Here is a 15,642-nt window from a genome sequence, read left to right as displayed (position 1 = left end):
GGCTTCCGCGGGTCTGCGGGCGGAGCGGAGACGCTGGAAAGCGCCATGCGCCCGCGCCGGATCTCCGCCGGCGGCGCGGCGAAGCCGGGGATCTGCGGCTGCTGCGCGGCCGGCACCCGGAACAAGGCACGCCGCTCAGGGGTCGAGCAGCAGCCCCTGGGTCAGGCCACGCAGCAGGCCGATCACGTCCTGGATGCCGTCGAGCGCTATCGGGGTACCGGCGCCGGAACCGACGCCTGCGGCCAGAACAGCGCGATCCTGCGCCAGCTCAGCGGCGGAAAGCCGGCCGTCGCCATCATAGTCGAGGCTGTCCATCATCAGCCGGGCCGTGGCGACACCCGCCACCAGCCCGCCACCCTGGGCCACCAGGAGCCGTTCCGGAGTCGCTTCCTCGGCGGTGGCCAGGACCCAGGCCATGCCCCGCACCAGGCGGGCCAGTTCAGCTATCGACAGCACCCGATCCCCCGATGCGTCGCCAGCCAGGATCAAGCTGTCGACACAGCCGAGCACGCTGCCGGAGGGTGGCGCGCAGGCGGCTTCCAGCGCTTCCAGCATGCCCAGCATGGCGATGCCCTCGCCGTGTCGCATGGCGAAGCCGGCCGGGTGACCCGGGCAGCGCCGCCAATCCATCAGCGGCGTGTCGCCCGGCAGGCGCTCATCGCGCAGCTTGGCGTCCGGTTCGGCCGTCTGCAGCATGCCGGCCGAATCGCGCAGCATCAGGCGGGGCGCCTCCGCGCCGCCGCCGGTGCCGACCAGCCATTCGCCGCGCGGCTGCAGGATGATGAAGCGCACCAGCCGCGCCGGACCGGCTTCCGGCAGCCGCGCCACGGACCGGGCGGTGAGCTGCAGCATGGCCTGTGGCGCGGTGCATTCGCCGCTGAACCAGGCGCCGCGCAGCGCCGGCGGCACCGCCGCAAAACGTTCCGGTGGCGGCGCCGCGGGGGTTTGCCCCAGAACCGCGACGGGCCAGGCCGCCAGCAGCACCAGCAGGGCGTGGCGCAGCAACCGCGTCATGGCTGCACCGCCGCGCCGGGCGCCGCCACCTCGGGCAGCGACACCTCGGTGCCCGAGCACAGGTCGAAGCCCGGCCGCTCCAGCTCCTGGCCGTCGCGGAACACGGCCCGAAGATGCGCGGTGCAGCCGACGCCGAGCGGCGGCTGGAAATCCAGCGTCTCACCCCGGCCGAGCACCGTGCTGCCCAGCCGGTCCGGCCCGCGTGGCGCGCCGGTGGCATCGACGTACAGCTCTACCAGGGGCGCGGCGCCAGCATTGCGTAGCCGCACGCTGCCTTCGCGCGGCGGGCCGCGATCGGCCACGCCGGCGCCCTGGTCCAGCCGCTCGGCCAACGTCCAGCCGGGGCGCAGCACGATCAGGCCGTTGTTGCAGATGTTGATGCCGCGCCGTTCCTCGGCACCGCCATTGGCGAACAGGACGCGCAGATCCAGCTCGCAGGCGCTGCGCAGCATCACCTCGGCGCGGGTGCCGCGCTCCAGCGGGCCGTCCGGCAGCCGGTCCTCGCCCCAGTCGCTGTTGTCGATGCCCGAGGCGAAGACCTGTTGCACGGTGGCGGCATGGCGGTTGACCAGGATGAAGGAGCGTTCCGGCGGCTGCGGCACGCCGCTGCCGTCGAACAAGACCTGCGTGGCGGCGCAGAGATCGACGCTGCGCTTCTCCTCGGCGCCGTCATCCTCGTACACGGCCCGCAGGTCGATCCGGCAGTCGCGGCTGCGCAGCCGCAGACGGAAGCGGTCGCCCGGTTCCAGAGTCGTGTTGCCCAGCCGGTCGGTTCCCCAATCCGGTGCATCGGGCTGCGCCGCGGCGAGCCGCTCCGCCGTGCCCGCCGTGGCCGCATACAGGTTGCGGATTCCCCGGCCGGCGCCGTTGGCGATTTCCGCCTGGCGCCAGGGAATGGACGGATCGCCGAACGCCACGCGGGTGCGGCGGCACAGGTCGATGCGGCGGCGCTCCTGGGTGGTGTCGTCCTCGAACACGGCGATGATGTCGAACTGGCAGGCGCGGGTGCGCCCCAGCCGCAACTCGAAGCTGGCTTCCGCATCCACCGTCTCGCTGCCCAGCCGGTCGGCGCCGCGGTCGGATGCGCCGGACGGCGCGGCGTAAAGCTCGCGGATGGCGATGTCGGTGTCGTTCACCACCACGGCCATGCGCATCGGCGCGTCGGGATCGCCCAGCAGCACGCGCGGGGCGCGGCAGGTGTCGAGGCCGCGCCGCTCCTCCACGCTGCCATCGGCGAGCACGGCGCGCAGGTCGAACAGGCACAGCCTTGTGCGGCCGAGCGGCAGGCGCAGCGTGGCGCCGGTGGGCAGGGTTTCCTCGCCCAGCCGGTCGCGCCCGGGCTCAACACTGCCGGCGGGGGTCACGTACAGCTCGCGCAATCCGAGGCCCAGCTCATTGCTGATCAGCAATTCACGCTCCGCCGCAGCCGCCGGAGCGCGGGACGGAGCCGGACGGCCGGTCTGGGCCAACGCACCGCCCGGACCGCCGCCAGCACCGGGCCAGGGCGCCACAAGCAGCGCCACCATCAGGCCCCAGCATAGCCGCATCCAGCACAATCCCCTTGCCGCCGCCGCAGAATGCGAGCCGCCATGCTGCGGTGCAAGCCTGCGGCGGCGGCACGGCGCATTGCGCCGGCCAGCGCGGCTTTCAGAACACAGCCGCGCTGGCGGCGGCGGGATCAGATTGCGGTTTGCCGCAGCGAAGGTTATCGCGGAGCCTCGATGATCGCCCGTCATGGCCGGAGGAACACAAGAATGCTGCGCCGTACCCTGCTGTCCGCCACCGCGGCCACCGCCCTGCTGCCGCTCAGCCCCGGTCATGCCGCCGAGCAGCTTTATCCCACCATGAACGTGTTCGTGCCGGCCGGCCCGGGCGGCGGCTGGGACGGGCTCGGCCGCGCCATCGAGCAGGTGGCGCGCCAAGCCGGGCTGGTCGGCAATTTCCAGTTCGAGAACGTCGGCGGCGCCGGCGGCACGGTCGGGTTGCCGCGCTTCGTGTCGCAGCGCCGCGGGCGCGAGGGCGCCATCATGGTGGCGGGCGCCATCATGGTCGGCTCGGTGCTGGCGAACAAATCGCCCGTCGGCATCAAGGACCTGACGCCGGTTGCCCGGATGACCAGCGAACCCGGCATCATCGTGGTGCCGGCCAGCAGCGACATCCAGGACATCAAGGGCTTCCTCGAAGCCCTGAAAACCAATCCCGGCGGAACCTCGGTGGCCGGCGGCAGCGCCGGCGGAATGGACCACATCCTGCTCGGCCTGCTGCTGAAGTCGGTCGGGCGCTCGGCCAAGGACGCCTCCTACGTCGCCTTCGCCGGCGGCGGTCCGGCCCAGGCCGCGATCCTCGGCGCCCAGGTGAAGGCCGGCATTTCCGGCTATTCCGAGTTCGCCGAGCAGATCAAGGCGGGGCGGATGCGCGCGCTGGCGACCTCCGGCGAGACGCGCAGCGTCGAGGGCGTGCCGACGCTCAAGGAAAGCGGCCTTGACATCGTGCTGGGCAATTGGCGCGGCGTGTTCGGCCCGCCGGGCCTCAATGCCGCGGCGCGCGAGAAGCTGGTGCGGTTCGTCACCACCTTGCACGGGCTTCCGGCCTGGAAGGACATGCTGCAGCGGCAGGGCTGGGACGATGCCTTCCTGGTGGGCGATGCCTTTGATGCCTTCCTGAAGCAGGATGAGGCGGCGACGGCGCAGGTGCTGACCGAGATCGGCCTGATCTGAGGCCGGGCGGGGGGATGCGGCGGATGAACGGGGAACGGCCCGGCGCCATGCCGGACCTGGTGGTGGGCGTGTTCGTGGTGCTGCTGGGGCTGCTGTGCCTGTGGCAGGCCTGGGCGATCCCGGTGACGCCGCTCTATGCGCAGGTCGGGCCGAAATTCATGCCCTATGTTGTCGGCACGCTGGTCTGCGCGGTCGGCATCGGCCTGGTGGGGGTGGCGCTGCGCGGCGGCTGGTCGCACACCATCGAGGAGGTGGAGCACCTGCCACCCACCAACTGGCGGGCGCTCGGGCTGCTCGGCGCCGGGCTGGTCGCCAACCTGGTGCTGATCGGCACGCTCGGCTTCGTGTTCGCCGCCACGGCGCAGTTCGTGCTGGTGGCGGCGTCGTTCGGCAGCCGCCACCCGATCCGCGACCTCGCCATCGGCATCGCCGTGTCGCTCGGTGCCTACCTCGCTTTCGACAAGCTGCTGGGCGTCAACATCGGCGCCGGCATCCTGGAAGGGATCCTCTGAGCCATGGATGTCTGGTCCGGCCTGGCACTCGGCTTCGGCAACGCGCTTTCGATCACCAATCTCGGCTGGGCGCTGCTCGGCTGCTTTCTCGGCACCGCGATCGGCGTGCTGCCGGGCATCGGCCCGGCGCTGACCATTGCGCTGCTGCTGCCGATCACCTTCCAGGTGTCGGCGACCGGCGCCTTCATCCTGTTCTGCGGCGTGTTCTACGGCGCCATGTATGGCGGCTCCACCACCTCGATTCTGCTGAACACGCCGGGCGAATCGGGCTCCATCATCACCGCGCTGGAAGGCGCCAAGATGGCCAGGAACGGCCGCGCCGGGCCGGCGCTGGTCACCGCGGCGATCGGCTCCTTCGTCGCCGGCACCATCGGCACGCTGGGCATCTCCTTTATCGGTCCGGTGGTGGTCGAGCTGGCGCTGAACCTGGGGCCGGCAGAATATTTCGCGCTGATGGTGCTGTGCTTCGCGACCGTGTCGGCGGTGCTCGGCGGATCGGCGCTGCGCGGCCTCGCCTCGCTCGGGCTCGGGCTGCTGATCGGCCTCGTCGGCATCGACCTGCAGACCGGGCAGCCGCGCCTGACCTTTGGCGTGCCGGAACTGCTGGACGGCATCGACGTGGTGCTGGTGGCCGTTGCGCTGTTCGCGGTGGGCGAGACGCTGTTCCTCGCCTGGACCCATGTTCCGGGCAAGCAGGAGGTGCGCGAGGTCGGCTCGCTGATGATGTCCAGGGAAGACTGGAAGCGCTCGACCGGGCCGTGGTTCCGCGGCGCGCTGCTCGGCTTTCCGTTCGGCGTCATGCCGGCCGGCGGCACCGAGATGCCCACCATGCTCAGCTACTACGCCGAGCGGAAGATGGTGCGCGCCAGGTATCGCCATGAATTCGGCACCACCGGAGCAATCGAGGGCGTGGCCGGACCGGAGGCGGCCAACAACGCCGCCGCAGCCGGCGTGCTGGTGCCGATGCTGACGCTGGGGCTGCCGACCTCGGCCACCGCGGCGATCATGCTGTCCGCCTTCCAATCCTACGGCATCCAGCCCGGCCCGCTGTTGTTCACCGCCCAGGCCGACCTGGTGTGGACGCTGATCGCCTCGCTCTACATCGCCAACATCATGCTGGTGGTGCTGAACCTGCCACTGGTCGGGCTATGGGCGCGCATCCTGAAGATCCCGACGCCGCAGCTTTATGCCGGCATCCTGGTGTTCGCCACCATCGGCACCTACGGCATCAGCAACAGCGTGGTGGACCTGGTGCTGCTCTACGGCATCGGCATCATCGCCATGTTCATGCGCCGCTTCGACTTCCCCACCGCGCCGGTGGTGATCGGCATGATCCTGGGACCGATGGCCGAGCAGGCGCTGCGCCAGGCCATGACCATCAGCCAGGGCGACTGGACCACCTTCTTCACCCGGCCGATCTCGCTCTCCATCCTGCTGATCGCCCTGGTCGCCCTGGTCGGACCACGCCTCTGGGGCCTCGTGGTGCGCAACCGCATGGACAGCGCGCCGAGCGCGTGATCCCACCCTGGCATGGCGCGGCGGCGGCCCAACATGAGGGACCATGCCGCCCGCCATCCCCTGGACACCGCGTCGCCTGCTGGTGACACCCTCCGCCCTCCGCTTCGACCACGGCGCCGCCATGGTGGAGCGGGCGGCGGCGGCCGGCGCCGAGATCATCCGCCTGCCGGCCGATCGCCTGTCCGGCCTGCCGGACAGCTACCGTGACAGCAAGACCACCATGGCGGTGGTGGTGGCCCCGCCCAGCCGCCGGCGGCCGCAGCCGATCCCGCCTTCCGCAGACTGGCGCTTCGACCTGGCGGAAGGCTGCCCGGCGCATTGCCAGTACTGCTACCTGGCAGGGTCGCTGGCCGGGCCGCCGATCATCCGCGCCTATGCCAACCTGCCGGAGATCCTTGCTGAATTGCCGCCGCTGCTGGGGCAGGGGCAGGTGACCTCGCGTTCCGAGGCGCGGCGGGGGGAGGGTACCACCTTCGAGTGTTCCTGCTACACCGACCCGCTGGCGATCGAGCCAATCACTGGCAGCCTGGCCGCGGCGATCCGCCATTTCGGCGCCTGGGAGGCTCCGGTGCAACTGCGCTTCACCACCAAGTTCGACGCGGTGGCGCCGCTCCTGGACCTGCCGCACCGCGGCCGCACCCGGATCCGCTTCTCGCTGAACGCCCGCTCGGCCGAACGCTATGAAGGCGGCGCCCCGCGCATGCCGCGCCGGCTCGCGGCGCTGCGGGCGGTGGCCGGGGCGGGCTATCCGGTCGGCATCACCGTGGCGCCGATCCTGCCCCTGCCGGAATGGCAGGCGGAGTATGACCGCCTGCTGGCCGAGGTGGCGGAGGCGCTGGACGGGTTGCAGCCGGACCTGACGGCCGAGCTGATCACCCACCGCTTCACCGACAAGTCCAAGGGCGTGCTGAACGACTGGTATCCCGGCAGCGACCTGCCAATGGACGAGGCGGAGCGCACCCGCAAGCTGACCAAGTTCGGCACCGGCAAATGGGTGCTGCCGCGCGACGCCATGACGGCGATGCGGGACGCGGTGACCGCTTCGCTGCGGCGCTGGCTGCCGACGGCGCGTCTGCTGTACTGGACCTGAGGCGATGCCGGAGAAGCATCCGGTGACCCCGGACGGACGCTATTTCGTGGTACGGGGGCGACTGTGGCGCCGCGCCGATCCCGCCCTCGGCGAGGCGGAGCGCGCGGCGCTGACCCGCGAACTCATGGCCGGCCGGCGTGCCAAGCAGCAGGCCATGCGCCAGGGCGACGAGGCCGGGCGTGAGGCAGCGCGCCGGCGCATCGAGGCGGCCAAGCACGCCCTCGGGGAACGCGGGCCGGTGTGGTGGAGGGATGGTGCGCCGGACCTCAACCGCCACATGGCGCGCAACACGCCTTATGCCGAATGGTTCGCGGCCCTGGAAGGCTGAGCCGTCAGCCTTCCGCCGGCTCCAGCCGCAGGATGCGGCCGCGGCTCTCATCGGTCAGCAGGTACAGGAAGCCGTCCGGCCCCGCCAGCACATGGCGGATCCGCGTCCGGCCCCAGAGCAGGCGCTCCTCGCCGATGATGCGGTCACCCTCCGTGGTCAGGCGCAGCAGGCCCGCGCCGCTCAGCGCGCCGAGAAACAGGTTGTTCTTCCAGCCGGGGAACGCCTCGCCGGTGTAGAAGGCGGCGCCGGACGGGCTGATCGACGGGACCCAGGCCCGCAACGGGTCCTGCATGTCCGGCCGCGAATCCGCCTCGTGAATCTGAGCGCCGCTATAGGCCCGGCCATGGCCTACCACGGGCCAGCCGAAATTGGCTCCGGGACGGACCAGATTCACCTCGTCGCCGCCGCGCGGGCCCATCTCGACCTCCCACAGCGTGCTGGTGGCCGGGTTCACCGCCAAGCCCTGTGGCGAGCGCAGGCCGAGGGCAAAGATCTCCGGCCGCGCATTGTTGCCGGGGATGGGCGGGTTGCCTTCGGCCGGCCGTCCATCGCGTTCCAGCCGCAGCAGCTTGCCGGCGAGATCCGAGACATCCTGCGCCCGCTCCGACTGGCGCTGCCGGTCGCCGGTGGTCAGGTAGACCTTGCTATCCGGGCCAAAGGCGATGCGACAACCGTAATGGCCGTTGCCGGTCTGGGCCGGGGTGGCGTCCAGCAACGGCTGTACCATGTCCAGCGAACGCGCATCGGCGGCCAGCCGCGCCCGCACCAGCCGGGTGAGATTGCCACCGCGCACCGCGGCCGCCTGGCAGAAATACAGCTCGCGGCTGCTGGCGAAGTCGGGGGCCAGTTGGATGTCCAGCAGGCCACCCTGGCCACCCGCCGCCACCGCCGGCACGCCCGCAAGCGGCGGCGAAACGCTGCCGTCCCGCGTCACCAGCCGGATCCGCCCGGGGCGCTCGGTCACCAGCATCCGGCCATCGGGCAGGAAGGCGGCACCCCAGGGATGCTCCAACCCGGCGGCGAAGGAGGTGGCGCGGAAGCTCGCGGCCTCGCTGCGCACCACCGCCTCGCCACCTCCCGGGCGCTGGGCGCAGGCCATGGTGGCGCCGCCCAGCGACAAAGCGAGGGCCAGGGCGGCGAGGCGGCGGCGCGGCGGGGTCAAGGCGCTTACTTCGCCAGTGCGCCGGCAATCCAATCCTTCAGGGCGCTCTTGGGCAGCGCGCCGACCTTGGTTTCGACCGGCTTGCCGTCCTTGAACAGGATCATGGTGGGGATGCCGCGCACCGCGTACTCGTTCGGCGTCATCGGGTTCTCGTCGATGTTCACCTTGGCGATGGTCAACTGCCCGGCATAGTCCTTGGCGATCTCGTCCAGGATCGGCGCCACCATGCGGCAGGGACCGCACCACTCGGCCCAAAAATCCACCAGCACGGGGCCGGAGGCACCCAGCACATCCTGCTTGAAGCTGTCGTCGCTGACGGCCTTGGTGAGTTCGCTCATGTGTCTCTTTCCTCAGCGTGCCCGGTTGTCGGGCGCGTCGTGTGTCCGCCCAGAAATCGTGTGCCGGGGCCGCCGGGTCAAGCGGCGGGCGGCACGGGGATCACCGGGCGAAGCCGCCGATGCTCCGGCGCAGCGCGTCCTGCCGCCCGTCGCGCGTCACCTCCCAGAGCGGGTTGTCCACCGATAGGCGCTGGCCGCCATCGCGCTGCACCGGGCGGATCACCGCGCTGCCGATCCCGGCATCCTGCCGCCCGAACAGCGACAGCGGGATCCGGACATAGAGCCCCTTGTCGAAGGAGCCCTCGCCGAAGCGCGCCGCCGACACGTTGGTGAAGGTGGCGAAGCCGCCGACCTCGATGCCCGAATCGAAGCGACGGCCGACCTCCACCGTGGTGCCCCAGTCGCCGGCGAGATAACGGCCGGCGCGCAGGATCCCGAACAGGTTCCACACCGGCAGGTCGGCGTAAAGCGAGGCGTGCCCGGTGGCCACGCTGTAGCCGCGGAAGCCCAGCTTGCCGTCGAATTCACGCTGCGCCACCCAGTTGAGGTCGAGGCCCAGGGCGAAGGGGCGGTCCTGCGGCCGCCACAGCACCTCGGCGGACAGGCCGCCGAACATCGGCTCCAGATACCCGGCCGAGGCGCGGGCGAACACGTCCGGTGCCAGGGTCCAGATCCGCTCGGCATAGAGGGTGGACACGGCGGTTCGCCCTTGCCGCGCATATTCGGCATAGTCGCTGCGGACGTGCGGCAGCAGACTGTCCGAGGGCAGGCCGCCCGACAGGTTGCCGAACAGCGCCTGCTGCACGCCGCCGGCCAGGGCGAAGCCGCTGCCGAGATCGAGCCGCGCTCCCGCGCCCAGGGATGCCTGCCAGCGCAGCGTGCGTGACGGATCGCCCAGCGCCAGGCCGAGGCGCGGTCCGACCTCCCAGTCCCAGAACGGGCCCGGCGCCCGCAGCGTGCCCGGCGCCAACTCCCCGGTGGCGGGCAGCAGGCGGCTGGCCATCCAGGCTTCCTCGGGGCTGGACAGGCCGACGGCCAACGCTTCCAGCGTCAGCCGCGGCACGTCCAGCACGGCGATCTCCGTGCCCGAGCGCCACCAGCGCAGCCGAAGCATCTCCAGCCCCGGCGGCAGCACCGGCTGCACCGCGCGCAGCGCCCGCGCGGTGACCTGCGGCAAGGTGCGGTAACTGCCGCCGGACAGGGCGATCTCGGCCGCGCCGCCATCCTGGCGAAAGGCGAGGCCGCGAAAGCCGGCACCGGCCAGCCTGTCGAACACGGCCTGCGCCAGCGTCACCTCGTCGCCCGCGATGCCGCGCGGGCGGGCCGACAGGGGCGGCGGCGCCGGCAGGGCGAGGGATGGCGGCTCGGCGGGATCCATGCGCAGCGAGAGACGGAACAGCAGGTCGGTGCCATGCACGAAGTGCAGGCCGGCATCGGCCCAGCCATTGCTCCATTGCAGTCCCAGATTGACGCGCGACTCCGCTTCGCCGCGCAGGGCCGTGCGGCGGGCCGGGTAGCCGCCACGCTCGTCGCGCAGCGCGTCGCCGGACCATTCGGCCTTGGCGCGCAGCCCGTCCAGCGCGCCCCAGGGAGTGCCGAAGGCCGGCACGCTCCATTCCACGCCGGCAAAGGGCGCCATGTCCTCGCCACGGAAGAAGCCGGTCTGCACGGTGCCGCCGCGGCCGACATCGCGCGGCCGGTCCCGGAAGCTGTCGGAGGCGAGGGCGAGCGGGCTGTTCCACTCCGCCCCGGTGCCGATGCGGCCCCAGCCCAGCCCCGCCGTCACGTCGAAGCCCCACCAGCGCTTGGAGGCGGCGATGTACTCCCCCGCATACAGGCCGGTGCCGATGAAATCCTGCAGGCCGATCGCCAGGGCCGGGGTGGTGTCGGTTTCCTCCAGCAGCCGCAGCTTCAGGTCGAAGGCGCGGTCGGTGGTCATGCCCCGTCCGCTGGTGGCGTCCAGGCGTTCCGTCAGGCGAAAGGTGGTTTCCAGAAACGGCAGGGCCTGGAAATTCAGGAACCAGAAGCGCCGCTGGTGCCGGATCGCGGTGCCGGCTTCCAGCGTGCCATCGGGGCGGAGCCGCGCATTGCGCATCTCGATCAGCCCGACACCGCCGAAATCGCCGCCGGTGGCGGGAATCTCCTCCGCCCGCGCGGCCCCGAGGCCTGCCAGAAGCAGCATGGCCGCCACACGCACGAGGCCGAGGCATTTGCCGGCTTTTCCGGCGAGCATACTCACGATGCTGTGATAATAACCGATGACGCGAAGCCGCGCCAGGATTTTGCGCGCCGCCGGGCGGGGCGGTGGACAAGGCCCGGCACCTCCCCTCCAATGCCGGGCCATGACCTTTTCCCTGCTCGGCCGCTGCCTCCGCACCGGCCATTTCGGCGCCGTCGCCACCACCTCAGGCCTCAGCATCGGGGCGCGGGTGCCGTTTCTCCGGGCCGGCCTTGGCGGCGTGCTGACTCAGCACCGCACCGATCCGCGGCTCGGGCCGCGCGGCCTGGACCTGCTGCGCAGCGGCTGCTCCGCGGCAGAAACGATCGCCGCCCTGGCCGCCAGCACGCCGGATGCCGGCTGGCGGCAACTGGCGGCGATCGACTCGGCCGGGCGCACCGCCTTCTTCCACGGCGCGCGGGTGAAGCCGGCGCACAACCATGCGGAGGGCGCCGACTGCATCGCCATCGGCAACATCCTGGCTAGCGACCAGGTGCCGCAGCGCATGGTGGAGGCGTTCCTGGCCCAGCCCGAGGCGGCGCTGGGTGACCGGCTGATCGCCGCGCTGCGGGCCGGAGAGGCGGCGGGCGGAGAAGGACGCCCGCTGGTCTCGGCGGCGCTGCTGATCGTGGGAACCGAGAGCTTTCCCTACGCCGATCTGCGCGTCGACCGCGATGCCGGACCGATCGAGGCGCTGGCCTCGCTCTGGACCGAATACGCGCCGCAGGCCGAGGATTACGTGCTGCGCGCCGTGGACCCGATGCGCTTCAGCCCGATCTGACGGCGGGAGCCGGCGGCGGCCGTGCTCAGTAGGTCGCGAAGATCCGCGCGATCTCCGCCGGATCCTGGGTCACGGTCAGCGCCAGGGCCAGCAGCACGCGGGCCTTCTGCGGCGTCAGGTTGTCGGCGGACAGGATGCCCTGCTGCCGCATGCGCGTCCCGGCCACCACCCGCCCGCTGCCGACGCGGGTGGATTGCACCACCACCACGCCCTGCTTCACCGCCTCGGCCAGGGCATCCTGCTCCACGGGGGTCGGGCCGCCCGGGGCGAAGCCGGCGCTGACGATGCCGCGGGCACCGGCCGCGACAAAGGCGCGGATGGCGGTTTCGTCGGCATCGGCATGGGAATAACAGATGTCGACGCGGGGCAGGGCGCCGAGCGTGCGGATGTCGAATTCGGTGTCCGGCGCGACGCGGCGCAGCGGCTTGCGGTAATAGCTGATGCGGTCGGCATCCGCGTGGCCCAGCACGCCGAAATCCGGGGTGCGGAAGGTTTGCAGCCGCCAGGTGGAGGTTTTCGACACCTCGCGCGCCGCCTGGATCTCGTCGTTCAGCAGCACCAGCACGCCGAGGCCGCGCGATTCCGGGCAGGCCGCGACGCGCACCGCGTTCAGCAGGTTCATGCCCATGTCGGCGGACAGGCCGGAAGCGGGACGCTGCGCGCCCACCATGACCACCGGTACCGCCACCTTCAGGCTCAGCGACAGCGCATAAGCGGTTTCCTCCAGCGTCGCCGTGCCATGGCCGATGACGATGCCGGCGAGGCCAGGGATTTCGGCCACGGCCTTGTCGCATTCGCGGGACAGGGCCTGCCAGTCGCGGAAGCCAATGCGCGTCGAGATCACCGCGCTGTAGGGGCGGGGGATAACCTCCGCCACCAGCGCCAGTTCCGGCACGCGCGCCACGATGGCGGCGGCGTCCATGACCCGGCCGTGGCGCCCGTAATCCTGGATGTCGAGGCCGTTCTCGCCCAGCGAGGCCATGGTGCCGCCGCTGCCGATGAAGGCGATGCGGGGCTGGGTCGGGGCGGTGTTCGGCATGGGGCTTCCGGTGTTGCTGCGAAGCCAAGCTGTAAATCCGAAGCGCCGCCCCCGCCAGGGGTGGTGCCTAGCCCGGCTGCACCGCCAGCCGGATCGGCCGGGTCCGGCCGCGGCCCGCCAACTGGGCCCAGCGCAACGTCATCAGCACCGCCACCACCGCCAAGCCGCTGGCCAATCCGATCCAGACGCCGAGCGGCCCCCAGCCGCCCGGAAAGCCGAGGCCGAGGCCGATCGGCAGTCCGAGCCCCCAATAGCCCAGCGCGGCGAACAGCAGCGGCAGGCGGGTATCCTTCAGCCCGCGCAACGCGCCGGCGGCGACGGCCTGCACCCCGTCCGACAACTGGAACACGCCCGCCACCATCAGCAGCGTGGCGGCCAGCGCGCGCGCCTCGCCCAGCTCCGGCGCCAGGAACAGGGCGGCCACCGGGCCAGGCAGCAGCAGCAGCACGGTGGCCGTCAGGGCCATGAAGCCGCCGCCGAGGCCGATCGCCACCCAGCCGGCGCGCCACGCGGCCTGCGCGTCATCCGCCCCGGCGGCCAAGCCGACCCGGGCCGTGGCGGCCTGTCCGATGCCCATCGGCACCATGAAGCACGCGCTGGCCACCTGCAGGGCCACGGCATGGGCCGCCACGGCGGTGGGGTTGAACCAGCCCATCACCAGGGCGGTGGCACTGAAGATGCCGATTTCCAGCAGCATGGAGCCGGCGATGGGCAGGCCGACCGCTACCATCTCGCCGATGCGGCGCCAATCGGCCCGCCAGAACCGGCCCATCAGCCGGAAGCGGGACAGCTGGCGGTCGCGCATGATCCACAGGGCGAGGCCGAGCAGCATGCTGCCATTGGCGATGGCGCTGGACAGCCCGGCCCCCACCACTCCCATGGAGGACACGCCTAAGCCCCCCGCCACCAGAACGTAAAGCAGCGCCGCGTTCACTCCGATGGCGAGCGCCGACACCCAGAGCGCCGGCGCCGGGCGCCCCATCGCGGCCAGGAAGCCGCGCAGCACGGCGAAGCCGTAGAAGAACGGCATGCCCCACAGCAGCGCCCGGTTGTAGCGCTGCGCCTCGGCCGCCAGTGCCGGGTCCTGCCCCGCGGCCAGCAGAAGGGCGCCGGTGTTCCACAACAGGGTGCCCAGCACCAGAAACAGCGGAAGGCCGAGCCAGGCGGCGGCGCGCACGGTGCGGCGCATCTCCCGCATGTGGTGGCGTACCCGCCCGCGCTCCTGCGCCAGCATGGCGGAGGCGGCAAAGGCGGCGCCGAAGGCCGGGGACAGCGCGATGAAGTACAGGTTGCCGCCCAGCGTCACGGCCGCCAGCGGCAACTCGCCGATGCGGCCGAGGAACAGGGTATCGGTCAGCACCAGCGCGATCTGCGACAGGTTGGTCAGCGCCAGGGGCCAGGCGAGCATCAGGGTGGCGCGGAGCTCGCGCTCCCATCCTCCCGGGGAAAGCGGCGCCTTCTGCGCCTCGATGGTGTCCGTGTGCATGGTCGGAGCGGCTCTAGCGCAGGTGGCGCCGGAAATCCCGCGACGATCTCGTGTCCGGCCGCCCGGCGGCGGGGGCCGGTTGAGGCAGCCATGCGCCGGGCAGGCGCGACACTGCGGGGGAGCCCGGCCATGATGCGCTGCACACCATCCCGGACCTTGAATGATAGACTCGCCTGCTGCCGTTCCCCACTGGCTGACCCTGCTGCTGGCCGCCGCCTGCGGGTTGATCGTGGCCAACATCTATTACGCGCAGCCGCTGATCGGTCCGATCAGCGCCGAGCTGGGCCTGTCCCCCGGCGCTGCCGGCCTGATCGTCACCATGACGCAGATCGGCTACGGCATCGGCCTGTTGCTGGTGGTGCCGCTGGCCGACCTGATCGAGAACCGCCTGCTGGTGCTGTGCGTCACGGCCCTGGCCGGGCTCGGGGTGGTGCTGGCGGCGCTGTCCGGTTCGGCGCTGCCCTTTCTGCTGGCCTCGCTGATGATCGGCCTGGGCTCGGTCGCGGTGCAGATCCTGGTGCCCTATGCCGCGCACATGGCGCCGGAAGCGATGCGCGGACGGGTAGTCGGCAATGTGATGAGCGGATTGATGCTCGGCATCATGCTGGCCCGTCCCGTGGCCAGCTTCGTCACCGGCCTCAGCTCCTGGCACGCCGTGTTCGTGCTGTCGGCGGCGCTGATGCTCGCGCTCGGCGTGGTGCTGCGGCTCGCGCTGCCGGTCCGCAGGCCCCATTCCGGCATGGGCTACGGCGCGCTGCTGCACTCCATGGGGCGGCTGGCGGTGACGCTGCCGCCGCTGCGCCGCCGCGCCCTGTACCATGCCGGGCTGTTCGGCGCGTTCTCCTTGTTCTGGACCGCCGTGCCGCTGCGGCTCGCGGGCGAGTTCCACCTGTCCCAGACCGGCATCGCGCTGTTCGCCCTGGCCGGGGTGGCGGGGGTGATCTCGGCGCCGATCGCCGGGCGGGTGGCCGATCGCGGCTGGGTGCGGCCAGCCACGGCGGCGGCGCTGCTGCTCGGCATGGCGTCCTTTCTGCTCACCCTGCCGGCGCCGGCAGGCTCCACCTTGGCGCTGGTCCTGCTGGTGCTGGCGGGCATCGCGCTCGACTTCGCCGTGTCGGCCAATGTTGTGCTGGGCCAGCGGGTGATCTTCGGCCTCGGCGCCGAGCTGCGCGGCCGGCTGAACGGGCTCTACATGGCAACGTTCTTTCTCGGCGGCGCCGTGGGCTCCGCGCTCGGCGGCTGGAGCTTCGCCGCCGGTGGCTGGTTCCTGACCGCGATGTGCGGCCTTGCCCTGCCTGCCTTGTCCTTGGCCTATTTCGCGACCGAACGCCGCTGAATCGCGATCTCACGTGCTTTCCGGTTGTGATATGAGCCTGGTATCCCTAGATGTGCCTCCGTCGACTGGTTTTGGTTTCGGCTTGCCTTCATCGTACTGGCCC

At 71.6% G+C, this 15,642-nt stretch carries 14 protein-coding genes; 7 read left to right on the top strand and 7 right to left on the bottom strand.

Annotated elements, in window-relative coordinates:
• Positions 1 to 135: 135 nt before the first annotated feature.
• Both D2K64_RS03175 and D2K64_RS03170 read right to left on the bottom strand, forming a co-directional pair.
• On the bottom strand, positions 136 to 1,014 hold the full coding sequence (locus tag D2K64_RS03175) for an EF-hand domain-containing protein (protein WP_120006531.1): 879 nt from the start codon (positions 1,012 to 1,014) through the stop codon (positions 136 to 138).
• Positions 1,011 to 2,540 carry a hypothetical protein gene (locus D2K64_RS03170; protein ID WP_120006529.1) on the bottom strand — a complete coding sequence of 510 codons (1,530 nt, stop codon included), beginning with the start codon at positions 2,538 to 2,540 and terminating at the stop codon, positions 1,011 to 1,013. Before D2K64_RS03170 ends, D2K64_RS03175 begins: the two co-directional genes overlap by 4 nt.
• Before the next feature lie 228 nt (positions 2,541 to 2,768).
• On the opposite strand from D2K64_RS03170, the gene D2K64_RS03165 reads away from it, so the two are divergent.
• The 5 genes from D2K64_RS03165 to D2K64_RS03145 are packed head-to-tail and all read left to right on the top strand — an operon-like array spanning position 2,769 to position 7,179.
• On the top strand, positions 2,769 to 3,731 hold the full coding sequence (locus D2K64_RS03165; RefSeq protein WP_120006527.1) for a Bug family tripartite tricarboxylate transporter substrate binding protein: 963 nt from the start codon (positions 2,769 to 2,771) through the stop codon (positions 3,729 to 3,731).
• A gap of 23 nt (positions 3,732 to 3,754) precedes the next feature.
• A complete protein-coding gene (locus D2K64_RS03160; protein ID WP_120006525.1) occupies positions 3,755 to 4,243 on the top strand; it encodes a tripartite tricarboxylate transporter TctB family protein in 489 nt (162 codons plus the stop codon).
• 3 nt (positions 4,244 to 4,246) lie between these two features.
• The gene (locus D2K64_RS03155) at positions 4,247 to 5,761 is read left to right on the top strand and encodes a tripartite tricarboxylate transporter permease (protein ID WP_120006523.1); all 1,515 of its coding nucleotides are present in this window, start codon (positions 4,247 to 4,249) and stop codon (positions 5,759 to 5,761) included.
• Positions 5,762 to 5,804: 43 nt separating this feature from the next.
• Positions 5,805 to 6,851 (top strand): SPL family radical SAM protein, encoded by a 1,047-nt coding sequence (locus tag D2K64_RS03150; RefSeq protein ID WP_120006521.1) that lies wholly within the window; start codon positions 5,805 to 5,807, stop codon positions 6,849 to 6,851.
• Positions 6,852 to 6,855: 4 nt separating this feature from the next.
• The gene (locus D2K64_RS03145; protein ID WP_120006519.1) at positions 6,856 to 7,179 is read left to right on the top strand and encodes a hypothetical protein; all 324 of its coding nucleotides are present in this window, start codon (positions 6,856 to 6,858) and stop codon (positions 7,177 to 7,179) included.
• A 4-nt stretch (positions 7,180 to 7,183) separates the two neighbouring features.
• Here D2K64_RS03145 and D2K64_RS03140 read toward each other — a convergent pair whose 3' ends face one another.
• From D2K64_RS03140 to D2K64_RS03130, 3 genes are all read right to left on the bottom strand, one after another.
• Positions 7,184 to 8,341, bottom strand: a complete 1,158-nt coding sequence (locus tag D2K64_RS03140; RefSeq protein ID WP_238383974.1) for a PQQ-dependent sugar dehydrogenase — start codon at positions 8,339 to 8,341, stop codon at positions 7,184 to 7,186.
• A gap of 5 nt (positions 8,342 to 8,346) precedes the next feature.
• A complete protein-coding gene (gene trxA / locus D2K64_RS03135; RefSeq protein WP_120006517.1) occupies positions 8,347 to 8,679 on the bottom strand; it encodes a thioredoxin TrxA in 333 nt (110 codons plus the stop codon).
• A 100-nt stretch (positions 8,680 to 8,779) separates the two neighbouring features.
• Positions 8,780 to 10,912 (bottom strand): YjbH domain-containing protein, encoded by a 2,133-nt coding sequence (locus D2K64_RS03130; protein WP_238383973.1) that lies wholly within the window; start codon positions 10,910 to 10,912, stop codon positions 8,780 to 8,782.
• A gap of 109 nt (positions 10,913 to 11,021) precedes the next feature.
• Here D2K64_RS03130 and D2K64_RS03125 point away from each other — a divergent pair, with 109 nt between their 5' ends.
• Complete coding sequence (locus D2K64_RS03125) at positions 11,022 to 11,678, top strand: DUF1028 domain-containing protein (RefSeq protein ID WP_120006515.1); 657 nt, start codon at positions 11,022 to 11,024, stop codon at positions 11,676 to 11,678.
• A gap of 25 nt (positions 11,679 to 11,703) precedes the next feature.
• Here D2K64_RS03125 and D2K64_RS03120 read toward each other — a convergent pair whose 3' ends face one another.
• A complete protein-coding gene (locus tag D2K64_RS03120) occupies positions 11,704 to 12,717 on the bottom strand; it encodes an asparaginase (protein WP_120006513.1) in 1,014 nt (337 codons plus the stop codon).
• 67 nt (positions 12,718 to 12,784) lie between these two features.
• On the bottom strand, positions 12,785 to 14,203 hold the full coding sequence (locus tag D2K64_RS03115; protein ID WP_202910447.1) for an MATE family efflux transporter: 1,419 nt from the start codon (positions 14,201 to 14,203) through the stop codon (positions 12,785 to 12,787).
• Positions 14,204 to 14,363: 160 nt separating this feature from the next.
• Between D2K64_RS03115 and D2K64_RS03110 the strand changes: the two genes are divergently transcribed.
• Positions 14,364 to 15,539: an MFS transporter gene (locus D2K64_RS03110; RefSeq protein ID WP_120006510.1), complete on the top strand. Its 1,176-nt coding sequence runs from the start codon at positions 14,364 to 14,366 to the stop codon at positions 15,537 to 15,539.
• The last annotated feature ends 103 nt before the right edge of the window (positions 15,540 to 15,642 follow it).

It is taken from the genome of Teichococcus vastitatis, from assembly GCF_003604215.1.
In the GTDB taxonomy this organism is placed as follows: domain Bacteria; phylum Pseudomonadota; class Alphaproteobacteria; order Acetobacterales; family Acetobacteraceae; genus Pseudoroseomonas; species Pseudoroseomonas vastitatis.
The sequence above is the reverse complement of the archived record's forward strand: the minus strand, read 5'-3'. Positions and strand labels throughout refer to the sequence as shown.

Excerpts from the sequence above, each read along its gene's own strand:
- trxA (WP_120006517.1), bottom strand. The coding sequence starts at position 8,679 with ATGAGCGAACTCACCAAGGCCGTCAGCGACGACAGCTTCAAGCAGGAT.
- D2K64_RS03120 (WP_120006513.1), bottom strand. The coding sequence starts at position 12,717 with ATGCCGAACACCGCCCCGACCCAGCCCCGCATCGCCTTCATCGGCAGC.
- D2K64_RS03125 (WP_120006515.1), top strand. The coding sequence starts at position 11,022 with ATGACCTTTTCCCTGCTCGGCCGCTGCCTCCGCACCGGCCATTTCGGC.
- D2K64_RS03150 (WP_120006521.1), top strand. The coding sequence starts at position 5,805 with ATGCCGCCCGCCATCCCCTGGACACCGCGTCGCCTGCTGGTGACACCC.
- D2K64_RS03145 (WP_120006519.1), top strand. The coding sequence starts at position 6,856 with ATGCCGGAGAAGCATCCGGTGACCCCGGACGGACGCTATTTCGTGGTA.
- D2K64_RS03160 (WP_120006525.1), top strand. The coding sequence starts at position 3,755 with ATGAACGGGGAACGGCCCGGCGCCATGCCGGACCTGGTGGTGGGCGTG.
- D2K64_RS03115 (WP_202910447.1), bottom strand. The coding sequence starts at position 14,203 with ATGCACACGGACACCATCGAGGCGCAGAAGGCGCCGCTTTCCCCGGGA.
- D2K64_RS03170 (WP_120006529.1), bottom strand. The coding sequence starts at position 2,540 with ATGGTGGCGCTGCTTGTGGCGCCCTGGCCCGGTGCTGGCGGCGGTCCG.
- D2K64_RS03130 (WP_238383973.1), bottom strand. The coding sequence starts at position 10,912 with ATGCTCGCCGGAAAAGCCGGCAAATGCCTCGGCCTCGTGCGTGTGGCG.
- D2K64_RS03165 (WP_120006527.1), top strand. The coding sequence starts at position 2,769 with ATGCTGCGCCGTACCCTGCTGTCCGCCACCGCGGCCACCGCCCTGCTG.
- D2K64_RS03175 (WP_120006531.1), bottom strand. The coding sequence starts at position 1,014 with ATGACGCGGTTGCTGCGCCACGCCCTGCTGGTGCTGCTGGCGGCCTGG.
- D2K64_RS03110 (WP_120006510.1), top strand. The coding sequence starts at position 14,364 with ATGATAGACTCGCCTGCTGCCGTTCCCCACTGGCTGACCCTGCTGCTG.
- D2K64_RS03155 (WP_120006523.1), top strand. The coding sequence starts at position 4,247 with ATGGATGTCTGGTCCGGCCTGGCACTCGGCTTCGGCAACGCGCTTTCG.